23 protein-coding genes and 1 other annotated feature are annotated in these 19,055 nt (G+C 38.1%); of the genes, 18 read left to right on the forward strand and 5 right to left on the reverse strand.

The features are described from left to right. Positions 1-95 precede the first annotated feature (95 nt). Together CGC63_RS06365 and leuS are read left to right on the forward strand one after the other, a co-directional pair. Positions 96-1,769, forward strand: a complete 1,674-nt coding sequence (locus tag CGC63_RS06365) for a hypothetical protein (RefSeq protein WP_004222376.1) — start codon at positions 96-98, stop codon at positions 1,767-1,769. Between the two features lie 19 nt (positions 1,770-1,788). Then, positions 1,789-2,016, forward strand: a binding site (T-box leader). A 50-nt stretch (positions 2,017-2,066) separates the two neighbouring features. Continuing rightward, a complete protein-coding gene (leuS, locus tag CGC63_RS06370; RefSeq protein WP_004222367.1) occupies positions 2,067-4,481 on the forward strand; it encodes a leucine--tRNA ligase in 2,415 nt (804 codons plus the stop codon). A 110-nt stretch (positions 4,482-4,591) separates the two neighbouring features. Here leuS and CGC63_RS06375 read toward each other — a convergent pair whose 3' ends face one another. Beyond that, positions 4,592-5,134, reverse strand: a complete 543-nt coding sequence (locus tag CGC63_RS06375) for a Uma2 family endonuclease (RefSeq protein ID WP_004222364.1) — start codon at positions 5,132-5,134, stop codon at positions 4,592-4,594. Between the two features lie 145 nt (positions 5,135-5,279). Then, entirely contained in the window at positions 5,280-5,468 is a 189-nt protein-coding gene (locus CGC63_RS06380; RefSeq protein ID WP_004222360.1) for a hypothetical protein, read from the reverse strand. Between the two features lie 407 nt (positions 5,469-5,875). Between CGC63_RS06380 and CGC63_RS06385 the strand changes: the two genes are divergently transcribed. The 8 genes from CGC63_RS06385 to CGC63_RS06425 all read left to right on the forward strand — a co-directional run bounded on the left by CGC63_RS06385 (position 5,876) and on the right by CGC63_RS06425 (position 11,625). Further along, positions 5,876-6,373 carry a P-loop NTPase family protein gene (locus CGC63_RS06385; RefSeq protein WP_009247258.1) on the forward strand — a complete coding sequence of 166 codons (498 nt, stop codon included), beginning with the start codon at positions 5,876-5,878 and terminating at the stop codon, positions 6,371-6,373. Positions 6,374-6,669: 296 nt separating this feature from the next. Then, positions 6,670-7,116, forward strand: a complete 447-nt coding sequence (locus tag CGC63_RS06395) for a GNAT family N-acetyltransferase (RefSeq protein WP_004222351.1) — start codon at positions 6,670-6,672, stop codon at positions 7,114-7,116. A 26-nt stretch (positions 7,117-7,142) separates the two neighbouring features. After that, entirely contained in the window at positions 7,143-7,694 is a 552-nt protein-coding gene (locus CGC63_RS06400) for a hypothetical protein (RefSeq protein WP_004222348.1), read from the forward strand. Between the two features lie 21 nt (positions 7,695-7,715). Beyond that, the gene (locus CGC63_RS06405; protein WP_004222345.1) at positions 7,716-8,264 is read left to right on the forward strand and encodes a GNAT family N-acetyltransferase; all 549 of its coding nucleotides are present in this window, start codon (positions 7,716-7,718) and stop codon (positions 8,262-8,264) included. Between the two features lie 195 nt (positions 8,265-8,459). Beyond that, entirely contained in the window at positions 8,460-9,188 is a 729-nt protein-coding gene (locus tag CGC63_RS06410; RefSeq protein ID WP_004222344.1) for an AAA family ATPase, read from the forward strand. Positions 9,189-9,262: 74 nt separating this feature from the next. Beyond that, positions 9,263-9,709, forward strand: coding sequence for a GNAT family N-acetyltransferase (locus CGC63_RS06415; RefSeq protein ID WP_040351049.1), 447 nt, complete (start codon positions 9,263-9,265; stop codon positions 9,707-9,709). Then, entirely contained in the window at positions 9,693-10,901 is a 1,209-nt protein-coding gene (locus CGC63_RS06420; protein WP_004222340.1) for an MFS transporter, read from the forward strand. Before CGC63_RS06415 ends, CGC63_RS06420 begins: the two co-directional genes overlap by 17 nt. Further along, positions 10,885-11,625 carry a GNAT family N-acetyltransferase gene (locus CGC63_RS06425; RefSeq protein WP_004222338.1) on the forward strand — a complete coding sequence of 247 codons (741 nt, stop codon included), beginning with the start codon at positions 10,885-10,887 and terminating at the stop codon, positions 11,623-11,625. The genes CGC63_RS06420 and CGC63_RS06425 overlap by 17 nt, the downstream gene beginning before the upstream one ends. Positions 11,626-11,701: 76 nt before the next feature. Here CGC63_RS06425 and CGC63_RS06430 read toward each other — a convergent pair whose 3' ends face one another. Next, on the reverse strand, positions 11,702-13,447 hold the full coding sequence (locus tag CGC63_RS06430) for an Rqc2 family fibronectin-binding protein (protein WP_004222337.1): 1,746 nt from the start codon (positions 13,445-13,447) through the stop codon (positions 11,702-11,704). A 164-nt stretch (positions 13,448-13,611) separates the two neighbouring features. Here CGC63_RS06430 and CGC63_RS06435 point away from each other — a divergent pair, with 164 nt between their 5' ends. The 7 genes from CGC63_RS06435 (at position 13,612) to CGC63_RS06465 (ending at position 18,114) form a co-directional block, all read left to right on the forward strand. Continuing rightward, complete coding sequence (locus tag CGC63_RS06435) at positions 13,612-14,490, forward strand: YicC/YloC family endoribonuclease (RefSeq protein ID WP_009247254.1); 879 nt, start codon at positions 13,612-13,614, stop codon at positions 14,488-14,490. 14 nt (positions 14,491-14,504) lie between these two features. Next, positions 14,505-14,777 carry a DUF370 domain-containing protein gene (locus tag CGC63_RS06440; protein ID WP_004222334.1) on the forward strand — a complete coding sequence of 91 codons (273 nt, stop codon included), beginning with the start codon at positions 14,505-14,507 and terminating at the stop codon, positions 14,775-14,777. Beyond that, positions 14,770-15,402 (forward strand): guanylate kinase, encoded by a 633-nt coding sequence (gene gmk / locus CGC63_RS06445; RefSeq protein WP_004222331.1) that lies wholly within the window; start codon positions 14,770-14,772, stop codon positions 15,400-15,402. Before CGC63_RS06440 ends, gmk begins: the two co-directional genes overlap by 8 nt. 2 nt (positions 15,403-15,404) lie before the next feature. Then, positions 15,405-15,674, forward strand: a complete 270-nt coding sequence (gene rpoZ, locus CGC63_RS06450; protein WP_004222329.1) for a DNA-directed RNA polymerase subunit omega — start codon at positions 15,405-15,407, stop codon at positions 15,672-15,674. A gap of 75 nt (positions 15,675-15,749) precedes the next feature. Continuing rightward, positions 15,750-17,090, forward strand: coding sequence for a 30S ribosomal protein S12 methylthiotransferase RimO (gene rimO / locus CGC63_RS06455; protein WP_004222326.1), 1,341 nt, complete (start codon positions 15,750-15,752; stop codon positions 17,088-17,090). Then, complete coding sequence (gene pgsA / locus CGC63_RS06460) at positions 17,074-17,616, forward strand: CDP-diacylglycerol--glycerol-3-phosphate 3-phosphatidyltransferase (protein ID WP_004222323.1); 543 nt, start codon at positions 17,074-17,076, stop codon at positions 17,614-17,616. Before rimO ends, pgsA begins: the two co-directional genes overlap by 17 nt. Positions 17,617-17,631: 15 nt before the next feature. Beyond that, positions 17,632-18,114, forward strand: coding sequence for a CinA family protein (locus CGC63_RS06465; RefSeq protein WP_004222321.1), 483 nt, complete (start codon positions 17,632-17,634; stop codon positions 18,112-18,114). Here the strand turns inward: CGC63_RS06465 and CGC63_RS06470 are convergent. Both CGC63_RS06470 and CGC63_RS06475 read right to left on the reverse strand, forming a co-directional pair. Then, positions 18,088-18,423: a hypothetical protein gene (locus tag CGC63_RS06470; RefSeq protein ID WP_004222318.1), complete on the reverse strand. Its 336-nt coding sequence runs from the start codon at positions 18,421-18,423 to the stop codon at positions 18,088-18,090. The two genes, CGC63_RS06465 and CGC63_RS06470, sit on opposite strands and share 27 nt — an antisense overlap. Next, positions 18,416-18,763: a hypothetical protein gene (locus CGC63_RS06475; protein ID WP_004222315.1), complete on the reverse strand. Its 348-nt coding sequence runs from the start codon at positions 18,761-18,763 to the stop codon at positions 18,416-18,418. The genes CGC63_RS06470 and CGC63_RS06475 overlap by 8 nt, the downstream gene beginning before the upstream one ends. Before the next feature lie 104 nt (positions 18,764-18,867). On the opposite strand from CGC63_RS06475, the gene CGC63_RS15435 reads away from it, so the two are divergent. Further along, the gene (locus CGC63_RS15435; protein WP_004222311.1) at positions 18,868-19,020 is read left to right on the forward strand and encodes a hypothetical protein; all 153 of its coding nucleotides are present in this window, start codon (positions 18,868-18,870) and stop codon (positions 19,018-19,020) included. Positions 19,021-19,055 lie beyond the last annotated feature (35 nt).

Genomic DNA, 19,055 nt, shown 5'->3' on the forward strand with positions numbered 1-19,055 from the left:
TTGTGTAGGAAATTACGTTTTACTGTTGTAACCGGATAAAAAGAATGTTACAATACTGAACAAAGCAAAATTGCTTGGAAAGGTTGGTAGAAAGTATGAAAAAAATTGCAGCAGGACTTGGAATACTGCTTCTGGCATTTGTTTATTATTACATTACGTTGCCGGCAATTAACATTCACGAAAGTGGCTTTTGGTTTTTCCTTGGTACGGTAGTTGTTTTACTGCTGGTAATTTATGCTGTTCGCAAGAGGCTTCGCAGTCCACAGGAAATTAAAAGCAGTAAGGTCATGAAAGCAGGGCTGTTTTTGGTTCTTGCAATTATTGTTGTCTATGGTGTGGGAACTTTGTTATCTTCCCCTATTGTCAATGCGAAAAAATATCAGCAGTTGGTAACACCGGAGGAAAGAGATTTTACAGAAGACATTAAAGAAATCAGCTATGACCAAATTCCTCTGTTAGACAAAGAGTCCGCAGAGCTTCTGGGAAACAGAAAAATGGGAAGTATGGTAGATATGGTGTCTCAGTTTGAAGTGAGCAGTCTGTATTCACAGATTAACTATCAGGGACAGCCTTATCGTGTAACACCTCTTGTATACGCCAGTGGAATTAAATGGCTGACAAACCAGAAGGAAGGAATTCCTGCCTATATCCGAATTGATATGGCAACACAGAATACAGAACTGGTAAAACTGGACAAACCGATTAAATATTCAGAGTCAGAATATTTTAACCGCAACATTTATCGTCATCTGCGTTTTAAATATCCGGCTTATATGTTTGACCAGTTAAGCTTTGAAATTGACGATGAAGGGACACCATACTGGATTTGTCCTGTAAAGAAATTTAACATTGGCTTATTCGGAGGGCAGACTATCGGCAGAGTGGTACTTTGCAATGCACAGACAGGTGAAACAAAGGATTATAAAATTGAGGATTGCCCACAGTGGGTAGACCGTGCATATCCGGCAGATTTACTTTTAGAGCTTTATAATTATCACGGAATGTTGAAAAATGGTTTTTTGAACAGTGTTTTGGGACAGAAAGGCTGTTTAAAGACAACAGACGGAAACAACTATCTGGCTTTAGATGATGATGTATGGGTATATACCGGTGTAACATCTGTAAGTGGTGATAAATCGAATGTCGGATTTGTACTGATGAACCAGAGAACTATGGAAACAAGATATTATGTTTGTGATGGTGCTCAGGAACGTTCTGCTATGGATTCTGCAGAAGGTCAGGTACAGAACTTGAAATATCAGGCGGCATTCCCGCTTCTGTTAAATATTTCAGACCAGCCGACATACTTTATGGCATTAAAGGACGGCGCAGGTCTTGTAAAGAAATATGCTATGGTAAATGTGCAGAAATATCAGACCGTTGCCATTGGAGATACCGTTGCAGAATGTGAGAAGAATTATGAAAAACTGCTGGCAGACAATGGTATTGCATCAGGTGTGGGAACAGAAAGTGATATTTCCATGACAGGAACCATTGAAAAAATGGCACAGGCAGTTATTGAAGGAAACTCTCACTTCTATATTACACTGGGCGGTGAAAACGCAGAAGTAAAAGGACTGGAAGCAGGACAGACAGCGCAGAAATTTATTTTTGATATTCCGGTGACAGAATATCCGGAAATTGTGGGATATGATGTAGGTGATAGTTTGACCGTACATTTTATTCCGGAAGAACCGATTTCCACAGTAACGGCTTTAGGTGATAAAAAACCGGAGACAGGGGTTGACAAAAAAGAAACCACTGAGTAAAATATGTATAGTTTCATACAGACAGACGTAGAAGAGGAGTATTAAGAAAAACTGCGTATAAAGAGAGCTGCCGTCTGGTGCAAGGCAGATGCGTAAGCTTCCCAACTCGCCTCGGAGTTCCCAAATTGAACAGTATTTTGCTTTAAGTAGATTTGGGCGGGATTTCCCGTTACAGAAAAATGAGTGCACAGATAAGCATCTGTGAATTAGAGTGGTACCGCGGAATTTAAGCCCTTTCGTCTCTGAATTAGGAGATGAGAGGGCTTCTTTATTTTTACAATACAGGAGGAAAAGAAAATGGCAGTACCTTATAATCATAAGGCGATTGAGCAGAAATGGCGTAAAAACTGGGAAGAAAACCCGGTAAATGTTGATGATGGCAAAAAACCAAAATATTATTGTCTGGATATGTTTCCATATCCTTCAGGAAACGGTCTTCACGTAGGACATTGGAGAGGCTATGTAATCTCTGACGTATGGAGTCGTTTTAAAATGATGCAGGGATATTATTTAATTCATCCAATGGGCTGGGATGCTTTTGGACTTCCTGCAGAAAACTATGCAATTAAAATGGGTGTGCATCCTTCCAAATCCACAGCAGAAAATGTAGAAAACTTCAAAAGACAGTTAAATGATATTTCTGCTATTTATGATTGGGACAGAGAAGTAAATACCACAGATCCGGAATTCTATAAATGGACACAGTGGATCTTTGTAAAAATGTTCAAAGAAGGTCTGGCTTATGAGAAAGAATTCCCAATTAACTGGTGTCCTTCCTGTAAAACAGGACTTGCAAACGAGGAAGTTGTAAACGGTAAATGTGAACGCTGCGGCGCAGAAGTAACAAAGAAAAATCTGCGTCAGTGGATGCTGAGAATTACAAAATATGCAGACCGTTTATTAAATGATTTGGATAAACTGGATTGGCCGGAAAAAGTTAAAAAGATGCAGGCAGAATGGATTGGAAAATCCTATGGTGCAGAAGTTCAGTTCCCGGTAGAAGGAAAAGACGAGAAAATCACCGTTTATACTACAAGACCGGATACACTTCACGGCGCAACCTTTATGGTATTAGCTCCGGAGCATGCAATGGCAAAAGAATTGGCTACTGATGAAACAAGAGAAGCCGTAGAAAAATATATTTACGACGCTTCTATGAAATCTAACGTAGACCGTCTTCAGGACAAAGAAAAAACAGGTGTGTTTACAGGAAGCTATGCAATTAACCCATTAAATGGCAAGAAAACTCCAATCTGGTTATCTGATTATGTATTGGCTGACTATGGTACAGGCGCAATTATGTGCGTACCTGCTCATGATGACCGTGACTTTGAATTTGCAAAGAAATTCAATATTCCGATTGTTCAGGTTATTGCAAAAGACGGAAAAGAAATCGAAAACATGACAGAAGCTTATACAGAAGCTTCCGGAACCATGATTAACTCCGGTGAATGGAATGGCATGGAGTCTGCGGTTCTGAAAAAAGAAGCTCCTGAAATGATTGAAAAAATGGGTATCGGACGTAAAACCGTAAACTTCAAATTACGTGACTGGGTATTCTCCCGTCAGCGTTACTGGGGTGAACCAATTCCGATTATTCACTGCCCGAATTGCGGTAATGTGCCTGTTCCGGAAGACCAGCTTCCATTGACATTGCCTGATGTAGAGTCTTATGAGCCAACAGGTACAGGAGAGTCCCCATTAGCAGGCATTGAAGAATGGGTAAACACTACTTGTCCATGCTGTGGAGCGCCAGCTAAGAGAGAAACAAATACTATGCCTCAGTGGGCTGGTTCTTCCTGGTATTTCCTGCGTTATGTAGATAATAAAAATACAGAAGAATTAGTTTCTAAGGAAAAAGCGCAGAAATATCTTCCGGTAGATATGTATATCGGTGGTGTAGAACATGCGGTACTGCATCTTCTGTATTCTCGTTTCTACACAAAATTCTTGTACGATATTGGTGTGGTTGATTTTGATGAACCATTCCAGAAACTGTTTAATCAGGGTATGATTACAGGTAAAAATGGTATCAAGATGAGTAAATCAAAAGGAAATGTTGTTTCTCCTGATGATTTGGTAAGAGACTACGGATGTGATGCGTTAAGACTTTACGAATTATTCGTAGGTCCGCCGGAATTAGATGCAGAATGGGATGACAGAGGTATTGATGGTGTATACCGCTTTATCAACCGTTTCTGGAAACTGGCTATGGACAGTAAGGAAGCAAATGTTGCAGAGACAAAAGAAATGGTAAAAATGCGTCATAAACTTGTTTATGACATTACACAGCGTCTGGAAAGCTTCAGCCTGAATACAGTTATTTCCGGATTTATGGAATATAATAACAAGCTGATTGATATGGCGAAAAAAGAAGGCGGAATAGACAAAGCAACCATTGAAGCCTTTGTACAGCTTTTAGCTCCGTTTGCACCTCATGTGTCAGAAGAATTATGGCAGGAATATGGACATACAGATTCTGTGTTCCATACACAGTGGCCAACAGCAGATGAAGATGCCATGAAAGATGATGAAATTGAAGTTCCTGTTCAGATTAACGGAAAGACAAAAACTGTAATTTCCATCAGCGCAGAAGCAACAAAAGAAGAAGCTATTGAAGCAGGTAAAGCAGCAATTGCTGATAAATTGACAGGAAATATTGTAAAGGAAATTTATGTTCCGAAGAAAATTATTAATATCGTCATGAAATAATAATAAAAAGAGCCTTTTCCCTTGTAAAATAAGGGTTTTGGCTCTTTTTTGTATTCACTGTTTTGAAACTTAGAGTTTAAAAATTGGTATTAACCGATAGTCCATAAAAGTTAAATATTAAGCTGTGAAAAATCAATAGATAAATCTGTATATATACCGGCTTTTATGATGTCAGAAAAAGTAAATTCCTGAGTATCTTCATTTTCAAAATTGTATACCAGAATTCTATTCTTATCTGAGTCGACAAGCCAATATTCTTTTACGCCGGCAGTGCGATATTTAAAAAGTTTGGTGAAATAGTCCATTCGTCTGCTGCCGGGTGACACAATTTCTATTATCCAGTCTGGTGCACCTACACATCCTTTGTCTGTGAGTTTGTTTTTATCACATATAACACTTATATCCGGCTCAACGTAATTTTTGTTGTCTTTAGATAAAAACACTGCAAATGGAGCTGTAAATGTTTCGCAAGTACCATTATGATTTGAAATATATTGGTATATTTTACTATGCAGGAAACCAGAAATTCGTTGATGTTTTGTGTTGGGCGGTACCATGTAATAAATCTTTCCATCAATTAATTCTGCCCTAGTCCCTTCCGGTAAAGCGTAAATATCTTCAATAGTGTAACCTTGTTCTTGTGGTAAAGCCATGTAAACACTTCCTTTCAATGGTTAGCTGTGCTCTTTTCTTAGTCTTGCCTGTTTTTCGTCTAAAATATGGATCTGAGGGAATAAGTTCTGCATTTAAAGGGTGAAACTCAATGTACAGATTTTTTTAAAAATAAAGTGATTTTATTTATGATTGTTCACGTTCCATTCTTTGACTGATTGCATTTTTTATGTAGCGATTTACACTTTCCCCAGCTATTACTGCTGCTGCTTTTATTTCATCATATTTTTCTTTCTGGACGTCAAGAGGAATACGTTTTAATTTGTTTTTTGCATATTGTATATCGTACTTCTTTTTACTTTCGTTATCAGCCATATTTACACCTTCTTTCCAGATGTGGTGTTTAAATTAAAGGACATCTTTTCGATTATAATAATATAATACTATAAAAATAAAACTATGTACATAGTTGTAATATATAAAAACTACGTACGTAGTATGATATAATCAAGCTAAAAGAAAGGGGACAAAAAGTATGAAGCAAATGGTTCTGAAATGGAAAGTAACCATTGGAAGAAATCCTACAGACAGAGAGAGGTGCCACTATCTGAGGATTAGCTGAGAAATATTGTCTGCGTTATATTTTATGCTTATAAAGGTGTAAATAATTACAAAGTATGATATTATTGAGGATAAACAGAGTATTCGTTATATATGATATTGTGTGAATGTCTTACATTAAGTCAAGCAAAATTTTAGGTCGTTTTGGAGGTGGCCTTTTTATGTTTCAAAAAGCAATCATAATTGGTTGTCCGGGTGCAGGAAAAAGTACATTTGCGAGAAAGCTGAGTGATAAAATGCACTTGCCTTTGTATTATCTTGATATGCTATGGCACAAGCCTGACAGGACAACTGTTGACAGAAATATATTTGATGAGAAATTAAAAGAAATTGTTTTAAAGGAGAAATGGATTATAGATGGAAATTATGGAAGAACACTTGAAATGCGTATTCAATGGTGTGAAGCCATATTTTTATTAGATTTTCCGGTAGAGGAATGTCTGGCCGGAGCAAAATCACGCATAGGCAAACAACGTGTAGATATGCCATGGATAGAGACCCAGTTTGATGAAGAATTTAAACAATGGATTATGGATTTTCCTAAAAATGAATTGCCAATCATATATGAATTGCTTGATAGATATAAAGGTGAAAAGAGCATTTATGTTTTTCACTCAAGAGCTGATATAGAAGATTATTTATCAAAGACGTTTGGGTAATAGGGGTGAGATAAAAGAAAATTGCACGGAATGTGCTGGAAGCATTGCCCAGTTGGTTTTCTATATTTGAGAGAGACGGAAAAAGGGATATTCCTTTATTCAGGTTAAAACAGTTCAAACGGGAAAATATGAAGCCTATGATAAGACAAACAGGTTTTATTTGGCTATTGGTTTTAAAGAATTTGAAGTGTTTCCAAATTTATGGGATGAGTGGAACCCGTGTCAAGTGTATATTATGGCAATATGATACTTTATATAAAAAAATAGGTGAAAGCTTATAGGGGGAAAGTGATAGAATGAATATTAGAAAATCAACCGTAAATGATTTATCAAGAATTGCAGAAATATTTATATTCAATAATCGAATAAATTATTTTCCTATATTTAAAGATGAACATTATTCTTTCGGCGAACTGCAAGTTGTTTCGCTTGTTGATTATTGGAAGCAAAATAAAGAAATCATAGACAACGTTTATGTCTATGATGATGGAATTGTGAAAGGATTTATCGAAATACATGGTACTGAAATATACAAATTGTATGTTGATCCATTTTTTCAGAATAATTTAATTGGGAAAGCGTTAATTACTTTTGCGATAGAGAACTATAAAGTGAATTATTTGTGGGCTTTAGAAAAGAATACGAAAGCTATCTCATTTTATCAAAAGTATGGATTTCATATCACAAAATATAGAAAATTTGAAGAAGATACAACAGAATATCTTATTAAATTAGAACGATAGATTTTGAATTTACGAGGGAAAAGGTTATGTCTGAATTACAAATTGCATGGTTAGAATTAGTAACGGTCGGGGGAGTTGGTGCAATATTAGCCTTGTCTGGAGTTATCATTAATATTGTTACAAAAAAGCAAAATAAATTATGTACGAAACACACAGAAGGAATTGTTGTACAACATGGATTTTCAGGCGAAGGAAGAATGTATCCAATTGTAGAATATTTTGTGAATTCTACTTGCTACAAGACAAGGAAAAAATTTCGTGGTGTAAAGATTAAACGGATATCCGGCTTGCCAGCTCCTATATCTTCAGGAATTTATGAAGATGAAAAGGGATGGCTGTATGTAAAAATAGGCCCGGTTGCAAATTTACACAAGCTGGCTGAACAGTTGTGGCCTATCAATAGTAAGATGACAGTTTATTATAATCCAAACAATTCAAAAAAGTGTTATGTAGATAGACCAAATTCGGGAGGATTTACATCAATCATGTTTATCCTAATGGGTTTGGTAACAATAATTTTAAGTTTGGTGGTATTTTTTTGGTACAGTTATAAGCTTTATATAGAAAGGTTTGAATGATACAGAGGAGGAGATTTGAAAATGAAAATTGAGCCCATTGAAATCCGGGATAAATTAGGCAGAACAATAGTGCTACGCAATGCAATACCAGACGATGCAAATGATTTGATAAGATATTTAGAAGTTATTTCGGCAGAAACGCCATATTTGATTAGAGAACCCGATGAGATTACCATTACGCATGAACAAGAGGTATCATTTATAAATAATTGTTTGGCTTCAAATAAATCGCTGATGCTAATTGCTACATTAAACGGAAAATATATTGGTAATTGTTCTTTGAGTCCAATAGGTAACTATAAAAGATATTCTCATAGGTGTGAAGTGGCAATTGCTTTATATCAGGAATTTTGCGGATATGGTATTGGAAAAAGTATGCTGGAAAATGTGCTTGAAGTTGCAAAAGGATTAGGATTTGAGCAAGCGGAACTTGAAGTTATTTCCGACAATAGAAATGCCATTGCTCTATATGAAAAACTTGGTTTTAAGAAATATGGTTCATTTCCTGATAATATGAAATATGCAAATGGAGAATATGCTTCGGCGGATTGGATGATGAAAAAATTGTAGTATCTTGTAATACAATAAAAATTTCAAGACGTAAATATAAGAGATAAACAAATAAGTAAAAGTGAACAGTATATTAAATCAAAATTGGATGGAAACAGATACATAGAGTCGGAAGTAAAAAAATATTCTAGACAATTTATTTCCGCAATAACAGTTAACATGGAAAGATGTTTATAAGAGGAATAGAAAGTTCTTATGAAACCAAATAAATTTATACAAACTATAGAAATAGACTGGAATAAAATTCCGGAACATTCTTATTTAAGAAATATTTCTGTTTTGAGGAACTTAAAACATTTGGAATTTAACAGTAATATTACATTTTTTGCAGGAGAAAACGGAAGTGGTAAATCGACTTTGTTAGAGGCAATCGCAGTGGCTTATGGATTTAATCCGGAGGGTGGAACAAAGAATTACTCATTTGAAACTTACCATGATGTATCAGAATTAAGTGAGGCAATTTACATTTCCAAAGGCTTTAAAAAACCGGAAAGCGGTTATTTTTTTCGTGCAGAAAGCTTCTTTAATGTAGCGACAAAGGCGGAAGAATATGATGCGTTTAATCCTAATGGACCTTCTTATGGAGGGAGAAGTTTGCATTGCCAGTCCCATGGCGAAAGCTTTTTAAGTTTCTTTCAGACGTTTCAAAAGCAGGGGATTTATATTTTAGATGAACCGGAAGCGGCGTTGTCACCCCAGCGTCAGCTAACTTTATTTATGCAGATAGCACAGAAAGCAAAGGAGGGTTCTCAATTTTTGATCGCCTCACATTCTCCTATTTTATTGGGATTGCCGGAGGCTGAAATTTTATCTTTTGATGGAAATACGATTGAAAAAATTTCTTATGAAGATACAGAGAGTTATGCTATAACGGAAATGTTTATAAACAATCGAGAGGTTTTAATAAAACATTTACTGGAATAATAAAAATTATACAACTTTGGTTGAAAAAGATAAAATTTTATGATATATCTTTACTGCTGAGAAAAGGAGGACTTATGATTAGAAAATTATCAGAGAAAGATATGAATGAGATTAGTGAAATTTGGCTTTCTGCAAATCTTCAAGCGCACGATTTTGTTCCGGATTCCTACTGGACGGAAAATCTTCCATTTGTAAAAGAAATGCTGCCAAAGGCAGAAGTCTACGTATATAAAGACGAAGAAAGAAAAGAAATCGCAGGATTTATTGGAATAAATGAGGATTACATAGAAGGGATTTTTGTAAAGAGTGATGCTCGTTCAAAAGGGATTGGAAAAGCGTTATTAGATTATGCAAAGACATTAAAAAGTCATTTATACTTACATGTATATGAGAAAAATAACAGAGCAGTCTGCTTTTACAAGAGAGAAAATTTCAGACTTGAGAGGGAAGGCATAGATGAAAATACAGGAGAAAAAGAATACTGTATGGAATGGAAACGGGAATATGAAAAATCAATATAATAAGACAATGACCGCGTGTTTTGTGGGATATATTGTACAGGCAATCATTGTCAATTTTGTGCCGTTATTATTTTTAACTTTTCAAAGACAGTATCATTTGCCCCTTTCCCAGATAACCATGTTGATTACCTTTAATTTTGGTGTGCAGCTTTTGGTGGATATGGCGGCGATTGGGTTTGTAGATAAATGGGGTTATCGTTTCTGTATGATTTTAGCTCACATTTTATCTGCCTGTGGTTTGATTTCGCTGACATTTTTACCTGAGATACTGCCTTCTGCTTTTGCGGGAATTTTGATTTCTGTTATGATTTATGCAGTCGGCGGAGGCTTATTAGAAGTGCTGGTAAGTCCGGTGGTAGAAGCGTGCCCTTCCGATAATAAGGAGAAAGCAATGAGTATGCTTCATTCTTTTTACTGTTGGGGACAGGTCGGTGTTGTTTTGATTTCAACCATTTTCTTCTCCGTAGCAGGTATTGGGAATTGGAAAATTATGGCGCTTTTATGGGCAGTTGTTCCTGTTGTAAATGCGCTTGTATTTACGAAAGTTCCCATGGTATCTTTGCTGGAAGAAGGAGAAGAAGGACTTAGTATTAAAGAATTGTTTCGTATGAAATTGTTTTGGATTTTGTTGGTTATGATGGTGTGTGCAGGAGCCAGTGAACAGGCAGTAAGTCAGTGGGTTTCCACCTTTGCGGAAAAAGGACTGGGAATTTCTAAGGCAGCAGGAGATTTAGCAGGACCTATGGCATTTGCCCTTTGTATGGGATTGTCCAGAATGTTTTATGGAAAATACGGCGAAAAAATCCGCTTGGATTATTTTATGAAAGGAAGCTGTATATTTTGCGTAATTTCTTATTTAGGAATTTCTCTTTTTCCCAATCCGATTTTAAGCTTATTTGCCTGTGCAGTCAGTGGCTTTTCCGTGGGTATTATGTGGCCGGGAACCTTTAGCAAGGCTGCGGCAGCTTTGCCAAAAGCAGGAACAGCCTTATTTGCCTTGCTGGCATTAGGAGGAGATTTTGGATGCTCTGCAGGGCCTACTTTAGTAGGGTTTGTGTCAGATTTAGCAGGAGATAATCTGAAATTGGGAATATTGGCAAGTATTGTATTTCCTGTTCTTCTTTTAGTAGGACTTGCAATTTGCAGAAAGACAGAAGGGAACATTGGAGGAGAAAATGAAAGAGTTTTTTAAGAACAGTCAGGATGCTCTTGTGTGGTGCTGTAAACAGGGGACAATGGGGAATATCTATTATGACAACAGTGAAAATCCTCATTCGGCAATGGCAGTGTTGGGCGATTTTACTTATTTTGACGGAGAGCCTTCCGAAGATTTTGCACTTTTTGGGCCTCCAAGTGCAAAAAAAGATTATCGGATTTTTGTTCCTTGCAGTAAAGAATGGGAAGAAATTTTAGAAAAATGTTATGAGGGTAAGATAAGGAAAATCACTCGATATGCCATGAAAAAAGAACGTGATATTTTCCAAAAAGAGCAGTTAAAACGGGCAGTAGAAACTGTTTTAGAAAAAGAAATACAGCTTTCTTTTCTTGATGAAAAGCTTTTTTACGAATGTAGAAAAGAGGAATGGAGTTACGATTTAACAGGGCAATTTTCAGATTTTGAGAGCTTTAAAAAGCTGGGAATAGGAGTCGTTGCAGTAAAGAACGGAGAAATTCTGGCAGGGGCGTCTACTTATGCAAGATACGATAAGGGAATTGAAATCGAAGTGGATACAAAAAGCAAATATCGAAGAATGGGACTGGCTTATGGATGCAGTGCAGCGCTTATTTTAGCTTGTTTAGAGCAGGAGATTTATCCCGGATGGGATGCCCATAATTTAGCCTCCAGAGCATTGGCAGAGAAGTTGGGTTATCATTTTTTAAGAGAATATGTTGCCTATGAGGTATATGAAAAATAATAGAAAAGCTGTGGCATGGAGATTGCACCGAGAATGTTTCGGCTGCTTTTCCTGCAACAGCTTTTCTATATTGTATTTAATCTTCTACCAAAGTAAGCCCTGAAATATCCGGTTCTATCATAAGAGAATAGTTGGTGTAATATACCACAAAACCGGGTTTGGAGCCATTTGGTTTTTTTACATGTTTTTTCTGAATATAGTCAATTTCCACCTTAGGAGCGGTACGTCCGCTGGAGTAGTAAGCTGCCAGCCTTCCTGCTTCTTCAAAGGTAGAGTCAGGCAGTTCCTCGTTGTTGCTTTTTACAATGACGTGAGAACCTGCCATTTTTTTTGCATGAAACCACCAGTCATTTCCTGTGGCAAATTTAAAGGTCAGTTCCTCATTCTGGTAGTTGTTTTTCCCTACATAAATGTGATAGCCGTCACTGGAAATGTAGTGGAGTGGCTTTGATTTTCCCAGTGCTTTTTTCTTTTTGGAATAGTGCTTTTTCAGATAGCCGCACTCTGTCAGCTCTTCCTTAATCTGTGATAAATCACTTTCTCCGAGAGCGATGTCAAGGGCAGTGCTGACAGACTCTAAGTGAAGGATTTCGTTTCTGGTATCTTCGATTTGTTCCTCCAAGGCCTGAGCAGTTCGCTTTAATTTATTGTATTTGTCAAAGTATTTCTTTGCATTTTCCTGCGGCGTCATGGTGCTGTCTAAGGGAATGGTGATTTCCTCATTGGTATAGTAGTTTAAGGCTGAAAAGGATTTACAGCCGGGTTCTAAATTGTAGCCGTAAGTGTTAATCAACTCTCCGTAAACCTTGTACTTATCCATTTTCTGAGTGTCACGCATCTGTTTTTCCTGTAAATCCAGTTTTTTTCTGTTTCGCTCAAGAGCAGTCTGCACGATGCGGCGTAAATCAGAAGATTTTTGGCGGATGCGGGTAACCTTGTCTTTCTGTGCGTAATAAGCTTCTAAGACTTCAGAAATGGAAGAAAATTCTCTGACAGGAGCAGCGCCGTATTTGGTGAGAGGAATGGAAGCATATTCTAAGGGCTCGTCCTCTTCATTATAGACAATGTTAGGAAGAAAATGTCCTTCCTGTACGTCTTCCATCACTCTGGAGAAGGTGTGAAACAGGTGCTCTTTGGCAGGCTCTGAAAGGGACTGCATGGCGTCTCCGCCGTCTAAAGAGGCACGATAGCAGATTTCTTCTGCAATACATGGGCTGATGCCGGTTAAGGAGGTATACAGCCCCTTGGCAATGGAAACAGGTTTTGTACAGATAGTTTCAAAGAAAAATTCCTGTGTAACAGTCAGAGGATTTTGTTTTTCCTGTGTCTGAGGGAGGAAATAATCTCTGCCCGGAAGAACCTCACGTACAGAGCTGACGTTACAGGAAATATGTTTAATACTGTCTAAAATCATTCTGTTTTCATTGAGAAAAATAATGTTGCTGTGTTTCCCCATGATTTCAATGACAAGAGTTTTGAAGCATAAATCTCCCAATTCGTTTAAGTGTTCAATCTGCATTTCAATGACACGTTCCATATCCGGCTGTGTTACAGCAGTGATTTTTCCGTTGCCGATATGCTTTCTTAAAAGCATACAGAAGTTCGGCGCAGTCAAAGGACTGACTTTGTTTTTATCTGTAAAATAAATCAGAGGGAGAGAGGCGCTGGCAGAAATCAGAAGGCGGTATTGTGTTTTGTTGTTCTTTATGGTTAATAACAGCTCATCTGCTTCCGGCTGGGCAATTTTATTGATTTTCCCTCCTACAATGGTTTCGTTTAATTCTTTTACAATATTCGCAATAGTAATTCCGTCAAATGCCATAATTTCTATCTCCTTTAAAGAAAAACTCGTCAAGTATATTTCATTTTAGCATAAAATTTCTTCAGAGGCAAAAAAATATTTGACGGGGAAGTCGTTATTGGCTTATAATGACCATGTATGTTTATGCCTTACGGCAAATCAAAAACATAAGAAAGAGTTCAAAAATGATTAAAAGCATGACTGGCTTTGGCAGAGCCGAGCTAATAGACGAAGAAAAGAAGATTACGGTGGAGATGAAATCCGTCAATCACCGTTATCTGGATATCAATATGAGAATGCCAAAGAAATTCAGCGTTTTTGAAGCTTCTATTCGCTCTTTGTTAAAAGAGTATATCCAGAGAGGAAAGGTTGATGTATTTATCACCTGTGAGGATTACACACAAAGCAGGGTATCCGTAAAGTACAACCGTGAGCTTGCACAGCAGTATCTGGGATATCTTCAGGAGATGAGCAGGGATTTTCATCTGGAAGGGGAGATAAACGCAGCGCTGCTTTCCCGTTATCCGGAAGTTCTGACTATGGAAGAACAGACAGAGGATGAAGATGAAATGTGGAGCGCACTGGAAGGGGTAATCAGAAGAGCAGCCGTTCAGTTCGTAGAAGCCAGAACAAAAGAAGGAACAGAGCTAAAGCGAGATATTCTTGAAAAGCTTAAAAATATGGAAGAAAAGGTAGAGCTGGTTGAAAAACGTTCTCCTGTTATTATACAGGAATACAGAGAAAAGCTGGAAACGAAGGTAAAAGAGCTTTTAGCGGATACACAGATTGAAGAAAGCCGTATTGCAGCAGAAGTTATTCTGTATGCAGATAAGATTTGTACTGATGAAGAAACCGTTCGTCTGAAAAGTCATATTAAGCATACCATGTCTGTGCTTGACGAAAAGGAAGGAATTGGAAGAAAGCTGGACTTTATTGCACAGGAGATGAACCGGGAGGCAAATACCATTTTGTCCAAGGCAAACGATTTGGAAACATCCAATCTTGCCATTGATTTGAAAACAGAAATTGAGAAAATTCGTGAACAAATTCAAAATATTGAATAAAGGCAGGATGTGCTATGGCAAAGCTGTTGAACATAGGATTTGGAAATGTGGTAAACATGGATAAGGTGGTTGCGGTGGTAAGTCCCGATGCAGCGCCGATTAAGCGTCTGGTGCAGGCGGCGAAGGAGTCCGGAAGGGCAATCGATGCAACACAGGGAAGAAAGACAAAGGCTGTTCTTATTACAGACGGAGATATGCTGGTGTTGTCTGCTTTGCAACCAGAAACAATAGCAAAGAGATTTGGAATTTTTTCAGAGAATGAAGCAAAAGGGGAATACGATGGCTGATAGAGGAATTTTAGTAGTAGTATCCGGCTTTTCAGGCGCCGGAAAGGGAACATTGATGAAACGTCTGATGGAAAAATATGATAATTATGCATTATCTGTTTCTGCTACAACGAGAGATCCAAGACCGGGAGAAGAACATGGCAGGGAATATTTTTTCCATACAAAGAAAGAATTTGAGGAACTGATTTTAGAAGATGCGCTGATTGAATATGCACAGTATGTTGATAATTATTACGGAACACCTAAGGCTTACGTTGAAAAACAGTTAAACATGGGGAAAGACGTAATTTTGGAAATCGAAATACAGGGAGCATTAAAGGTCAAGAAAAAAATGCCGAATACCCTGCTGCTTTTTGTAACTCCGCCAAATGCAGAAGAATTAAAACATCGTCTGGTTAATCGGGGAACAGAAAGCATGGACGTTATCGAATCAAGACTCAGCAGAGCCTCAGAAGAAGCAAAGGGAATGTCTGAGTATGATTATATATTGATTAACGATGTGATTGAGGAGTGTGTTGATAATATGCACAGTATTATCCAGAGTCAGCATGATGCAGTCAAAAATCGTCAGGAATTTATAAAAGAAATCACAGAAGAAATTGCTGTATTCAAGAAAGGAGAATAATTATGATACATCCATCTTACACAGAACTTATGGAGGTTATTAACGAAGGAGCCGAAATTGATGACGAACCATTAGTAACCAGCCGCTATTCTGTTGTGCTTGCTACAAGTAAAAGAGCGAGACAGTTAATTGCAGGAAAAGAGGCTATGGTTCCAAGCTCAGGTAAAAAACCGCTTTCCACAGCAGTAGAAGAAATCTACAAGGGAAAGGTTCACATTTTGCCGGAAGAAGCAGAAGTGGAAGAAGAAACAACAGAAGAAAACGAAATCTAATAAAAAATGAGGCTGTCGCATTAAACGGAAATTGCACTTAATGCAACAGCCTCGTGTTGCAGTTAAGGAGGATACATGAGAAAAGTATTGTTTATTTCTCTGGGATGTGACAAAAATCTGGCAGACTCCGAGGAAATGCTGGGTATGCTGGTGGAGAATGGTTATACACTTACCAATGATGAAACAGAAGCAGAAATCATTGTGGTGAATACCTGTGCCTTTATTCATGATGCAAAGGAAGAAAGTATCAACAGTATTCTGGAAATGGCACGTTACAAAACAGAGGGTGTGTTAAAAGTATTGCTGGTAACAGGCTGTCTTGCACAGAGATATAAGGAAGAAATTATTAAAGAAATTCCTGAGGTAGACGCAGTTCTGGGAACGACCAGCTTTGGAGATATTATCAAGGCATTGGATATAGTTTTTGAAGGAGAGCGTTATCTGGAATTTAAAGATATTAACGCCCTGACAGAAATCAGTAAAAAACGTGTTTTGACAACAGGCGGCTATTACGGATACCTCAAAATTGCAGAGGGCTGCGATAAGAGATGTACATACTGTATTATTCCCAAGCTTCGTGGAAACTATCGCAGTATTCCTATGGAACAACTGATTTCTCAAGCAGAATATCTGGCAGGGCAGGGAGTTCGGGAGCTGATTTTAGTGGCACAGGAAACTACCGTATACGGAAAAGATATTTACGGAAAAAAATGCCTTCACAAGCTTTTAAAAGAGCTTTGCAAAATTCCGGGTATTCAGTGGATACGAATTTTATACTGCTATCCGGAAGAGATTTATCCGGAGCTTATTCAGACCATGAAAGAAGAAAAGAAAATCTGTCATTATCTGGATTTGCCTATTCAGCATTGCAGCGATAAAATTTTAAAGAAAATGGGCAGAAGAACCACCAAGCAGGAGCTGATTGACATTGTTACGCTTTTGAGAAAAGAAATTCCTGATATTATACTGCGAACTACGTTAATCACAGGATTTCCCGGTGAAACAGAGGAAGACCATGAGGAATTGATGGAATTTATTGACACTATGGAATTTGACCGTCTGGGTGTCTTTACTTATTCAGCAGAGGAAGACACACCGGCTGCCAATATGCCAAATCAGATTGCAGAAGAAGTAAAACAGGATAGGCAGGCAGAACTTATGGAGCTGCAGCAGGAGATTTCCATTGATAAGGGAAATGATAAAATCGGCACCTGCGTAGAGGTAATGATTGAAGGCAAAGTTGCGGACGAAAATGCTTATGTGGGAAGAACTTATGGAGATGCTCCAAACGTAGACGGATATATTTTTATCAACACAGACACAGAGCTGATGTCAGGAGATTTTGCCAGAGTTCATGTAACAGGGGCGCTGGAATATGATTTGATAGGAGAGTTGGAAAATGAATACACCGAATAAATTAACGATTGCAAGAATTATTATGATACCGTTTTTTGTTGCGTTTTTAATGTATGATATTACAGGCAGTGCAGATAAATGGATTGCTCTTGCTATTTTTGTAATTGCCAGCCTTACCGATTTACTGGATGGCTATCTGGCAAGAAAATATCACCTTGTAACAAATTTCGGGAAATTTATGGACCCGCTGGCTGACAAACTGCTTGTTTGTTCTGCGTTGATTTGCTTTACTTCCACAGGACAGCTTCCTGCATGGATTACCATTATCATTATTGCCAGAGAATTTATTATCAGCGGCTTCCGCCTGATTGCAGCAGACAACGGAATTGTCATTGCAGCAAGCTACTGGGGTAAATTTAAAACAGTTTCTCAGATGATTATGATTATTTTAATGATTATGAATATTCAGAATACTGTATTTCAGGGAGCAATTACGGTATTTGTAGTAATTGCCGTAGCGCTAACTGTTATTTCACTGGTGGATTATATTCTGAAGAATAAAAATGTATTAAGTATGCAGGATTAAAAAGAGGGTGACAGAATGAAACCGGAAGAAAAGGTTGTAGAGCTTTTGAAAAAGCATCAGTTAAAACTGACAACCATAGAGTCCTGTACGGCAGGAGCCATTGCAGCACGGATTGTAGACGTGCCGGGAGCTTCGGAGGTGTTTGAGCAGGGCTTTGTGACTTATTCCAATGAAGCGAAAATGCGTGCCGTGAAGGTACGGGAGGAAGTGTTTGAAAAATACGGTGCAGTCAGCAAGGAATGTGCCAAAGAAATGGTTCATGGAGGACTTTTGGAGGCAAAAGCAGATATAGCGGTATCGGCTACCGGATTTGCAGGTCCTTCCGGTGGCTGGGAAGCACCGGTTGGAACTGTCTTTATCGGCTGTGGCTCTGCCAAAGAGATACAGGTGAAGGAATATCATCTGGAGGGCAGTCGGAGTGAGGTAAGAGAAAAAGCAGTTACCTGTGCCGTTCGTCAGCTTTGGAATTATTTATCCCAGCATTTTGAACATTTGTAGGATTTTGTCCATGCGGGCGGCTTCTTCCGGCGATTTGCCGGCTTTTAATACCTGAATGATTGCTTCCATTTCCTGCGGGGAGAAACGGACACCTTTTGATTTATTTGTGGAAGCGGCAGACATGAGAAAAGGCAGCAGCTCCTGCGGCGTTTTTTTCGCAGAGCCCTGTTCTGCCAGAGCATTGAGCATGGCAAGCTTTGACATATCCATTCCCGCGAGCTTGGGATTATCCATCCATGAGGAGGTTGCTTTTTGTGCAGCCTCCTCTTTTTTTGTTTCCTGATTGAACTGTGAATGAAAATTATTCATGAAAGGGTGTACCTCCTTTTTGTGGATTGTCGAAATCCAGCATTTGCATCATTAAAAATGTATTGGTAATGTTTTCCAGTTTTTCCTTTAGTGGTCCGTGGCATACTTTACTGCAGGCAGAGAGCATTTCCAAGGGATCGGTCTTTTCCTGAGGCTTGGCGCAGATCTGCATAGCATTTTCAGAAGAATGTAAAAGCTTAAAGGTGTTTTGCAGTTCCAGAAATTTTGCAAAAATGCAGATAAAGGACTGTCCTTTTGAAGGCAGATAAGGAATTGCCGCTTTTAAAATCCGCACAGAGTCTTCATTTACCATTTCGTCCAGTAATGATTGGGAATTCATAGATTATTACTCCTAGAATGAAATCCCTAAATTATATGTTGGGCTGTGGGAGGCTATGTCAAAAATTCCGTGCAGGCATAAAATAAAAGAGAAAGGAGCTGCTTATGGAAAAAGGAAAAACAAGATTAGTGGAAGATGGGAATACCATCTATGAGATAGATTTAGACTGTATGAAAAGAAAGCAGATGTTAAGGCAGAAAGAGGCGGCAAATACAAAAAACAGACAGAGAAAGACTTCTCAAAAAAGAGCAAAGTGATTTTTTCTTGAAATACCTTTCGCACTGTGCTATCA

It is taken from the genome of Blautia hansenii DSM 20583 (genome assembly GCF_002222595.2).
GTDB classification, from domain to species: domain Bacteria; phylum Bacillota; class Clostridia; order Lachnospirales; family Lachnospiraceae; genus Blautia; species Blautia hansenii.

Bases quoted from the DNA above. Each gene is read 5' to 3' on its own strand.
- CGC63_RS06365 (WP_004222376.1), top strand. From the start codon at position 96: ATGAAAAAAATTGCAGCAGGACTTGGAATACTGCTTCTGGCATTTGTT.
- leuS (WP_004222367.1), top strand. From the start codon at position 2,067: ATGGCAGTACCTTATAATCATAAGGCGATTGAGCAGAAATGGCGTAAA.
- CGC63_RS06375 (WP_004222364.1), bottom strand. From the start codon at position 5,134: ATGGCTTTACCACAAGAACAAGGTTACACTATTGAAGATATTTACGCT.
- CGC63_RS06380 (WP_004222360.1), bottom strand. From the start codon at position 5,468: ATGGCTGATAACGAAAGTAAAAAGAAGTACGATATACAATATGCAAAA.
- CGC63_RS06385 (WP_009247258.1), top strand. From the start codon at position 5,876: ATGTTTCAAAAAGCAATCATAATTGGTTGTCCGGGTGCAGGAAAAAGT.
- CGC63_RS06395 (WP_004222351.1), top strand. From the start codon at position 6,670: ATGAATATTAGAAAATCAACCGTAAATGATTTATCAAGAATTGCAGAA.
- CGC63_RS06400 (WP_004222348.1), top strand. From the start codon at position 7,143: ATGTCTGAATTACAAATTGCATGGTTAGAATTAGTAACGGTCGGGGGA.
- CGC63_RS06405 (WP_004222345.1), top strand. From the start codon at position 7,716: ATGAAAATTGAGCCCATTGAAATCCGGGATAAATTAGGCAGAACAATA.
- CGC63_RS06410 (WP_004222344.1), top strand. From the start codon at position 8,460: ATGAAACCAAATAAATTTATACAAACTATAGAAATAGACTGGAATAAA.
- CGC63_RS06415 (WP_040351049.1), top strand. From the start codon at position 9,263: ATGATTAGAAAATTATCAGAGAAAGATATGAATGAGATTAGTGAAATT.
- CGC63_RS06420 (WP_004222340.1), top strand. From the start codon at position 9,693: ATGAAAAATCAATATAATAAGACAATGACCGCGTGTTTTGTGGGATAT.
- CGC63_RS06425 (WP_004222338.1), top strand. From the start codon at position 10,885: ATGAAAGAGTTTTTTAAGAACAGTCAGGATGCTCTTGTGTGGTGCTGT.
- CGC63_RS06430 (WP_004222337.1), bottom strand. From the start codon at position 13,447: ATGGCATTTGACGGAATTACTATTGCGAATATTGTAAAAGAATTAAAC.
- CGC63_RS06435 (WP_009247254.1), top strand. From the start codon at position 13,612: ATGATTAAAAGCATGACTGGCTTTGGCAGAGCCGAGCTAATAGACGAA.
- CGC63_RS06440 (WP_004222334.1), top strand. From the start codon at position 14,505: ATGGCAAAGCTGTTGAACATAGGATTTGGAAATGTGGTAAACATGGAT.
- gmk (WP_004222331.1), top strand. From the start codon at position 14,770: ATGGCTGATAGAGGAATTTTAGTAGTAGTATCCGGCTTTTCAGGCGCC.
- rpoZ (WP_004222329.1), top strand. From the start codon at position 15,405: ATGATACATCCATCTTACACAGAACTTATGGAGGTTATTAACGAAGGA.
- rimO (WP_004222326.1), top strand. From the start codon at position 15,750: ATGAGAAAAGTATTGTTTATTTCTCTGGGATGTGACAAAAATCTGGCA.
- pgsA (WP_004222323.1), top strand. From the start codon at position 17,074: ATGAATACACCGAATAAATTAACGATTGCAAGAATTATTATGATACCG.
- CGC63_RS06465 (WP_004222321.1), top strand. From the start codon at position 17,632: ATGAAACCGGAAGAAAAGGTTGTAGAGCTTTTGAAAAAGCATCAGTTA.
- CGC63_RS06470 (WP_004222318.1), bottom strand. From the start codon at position 18,423: ATGAATAATTTTCATTCACAGTTCAATCAGGAAACAAAAAAAGAGGAG.
- CGC63_RS06475 (WP_004222315.1), bottom strand. From the start codon at position 18,763: ATGAATTCCCAATCATTACTGGACGAAATGGTAAATGAAGACTCTGTG.
- CGC63_RS15435 (WP_004222311.1), top strand. From the start codon at position 18,868: ATGGAAAAAGGAAAAACAAGATTAGTGGAAGATGGGAATACCATCTAT.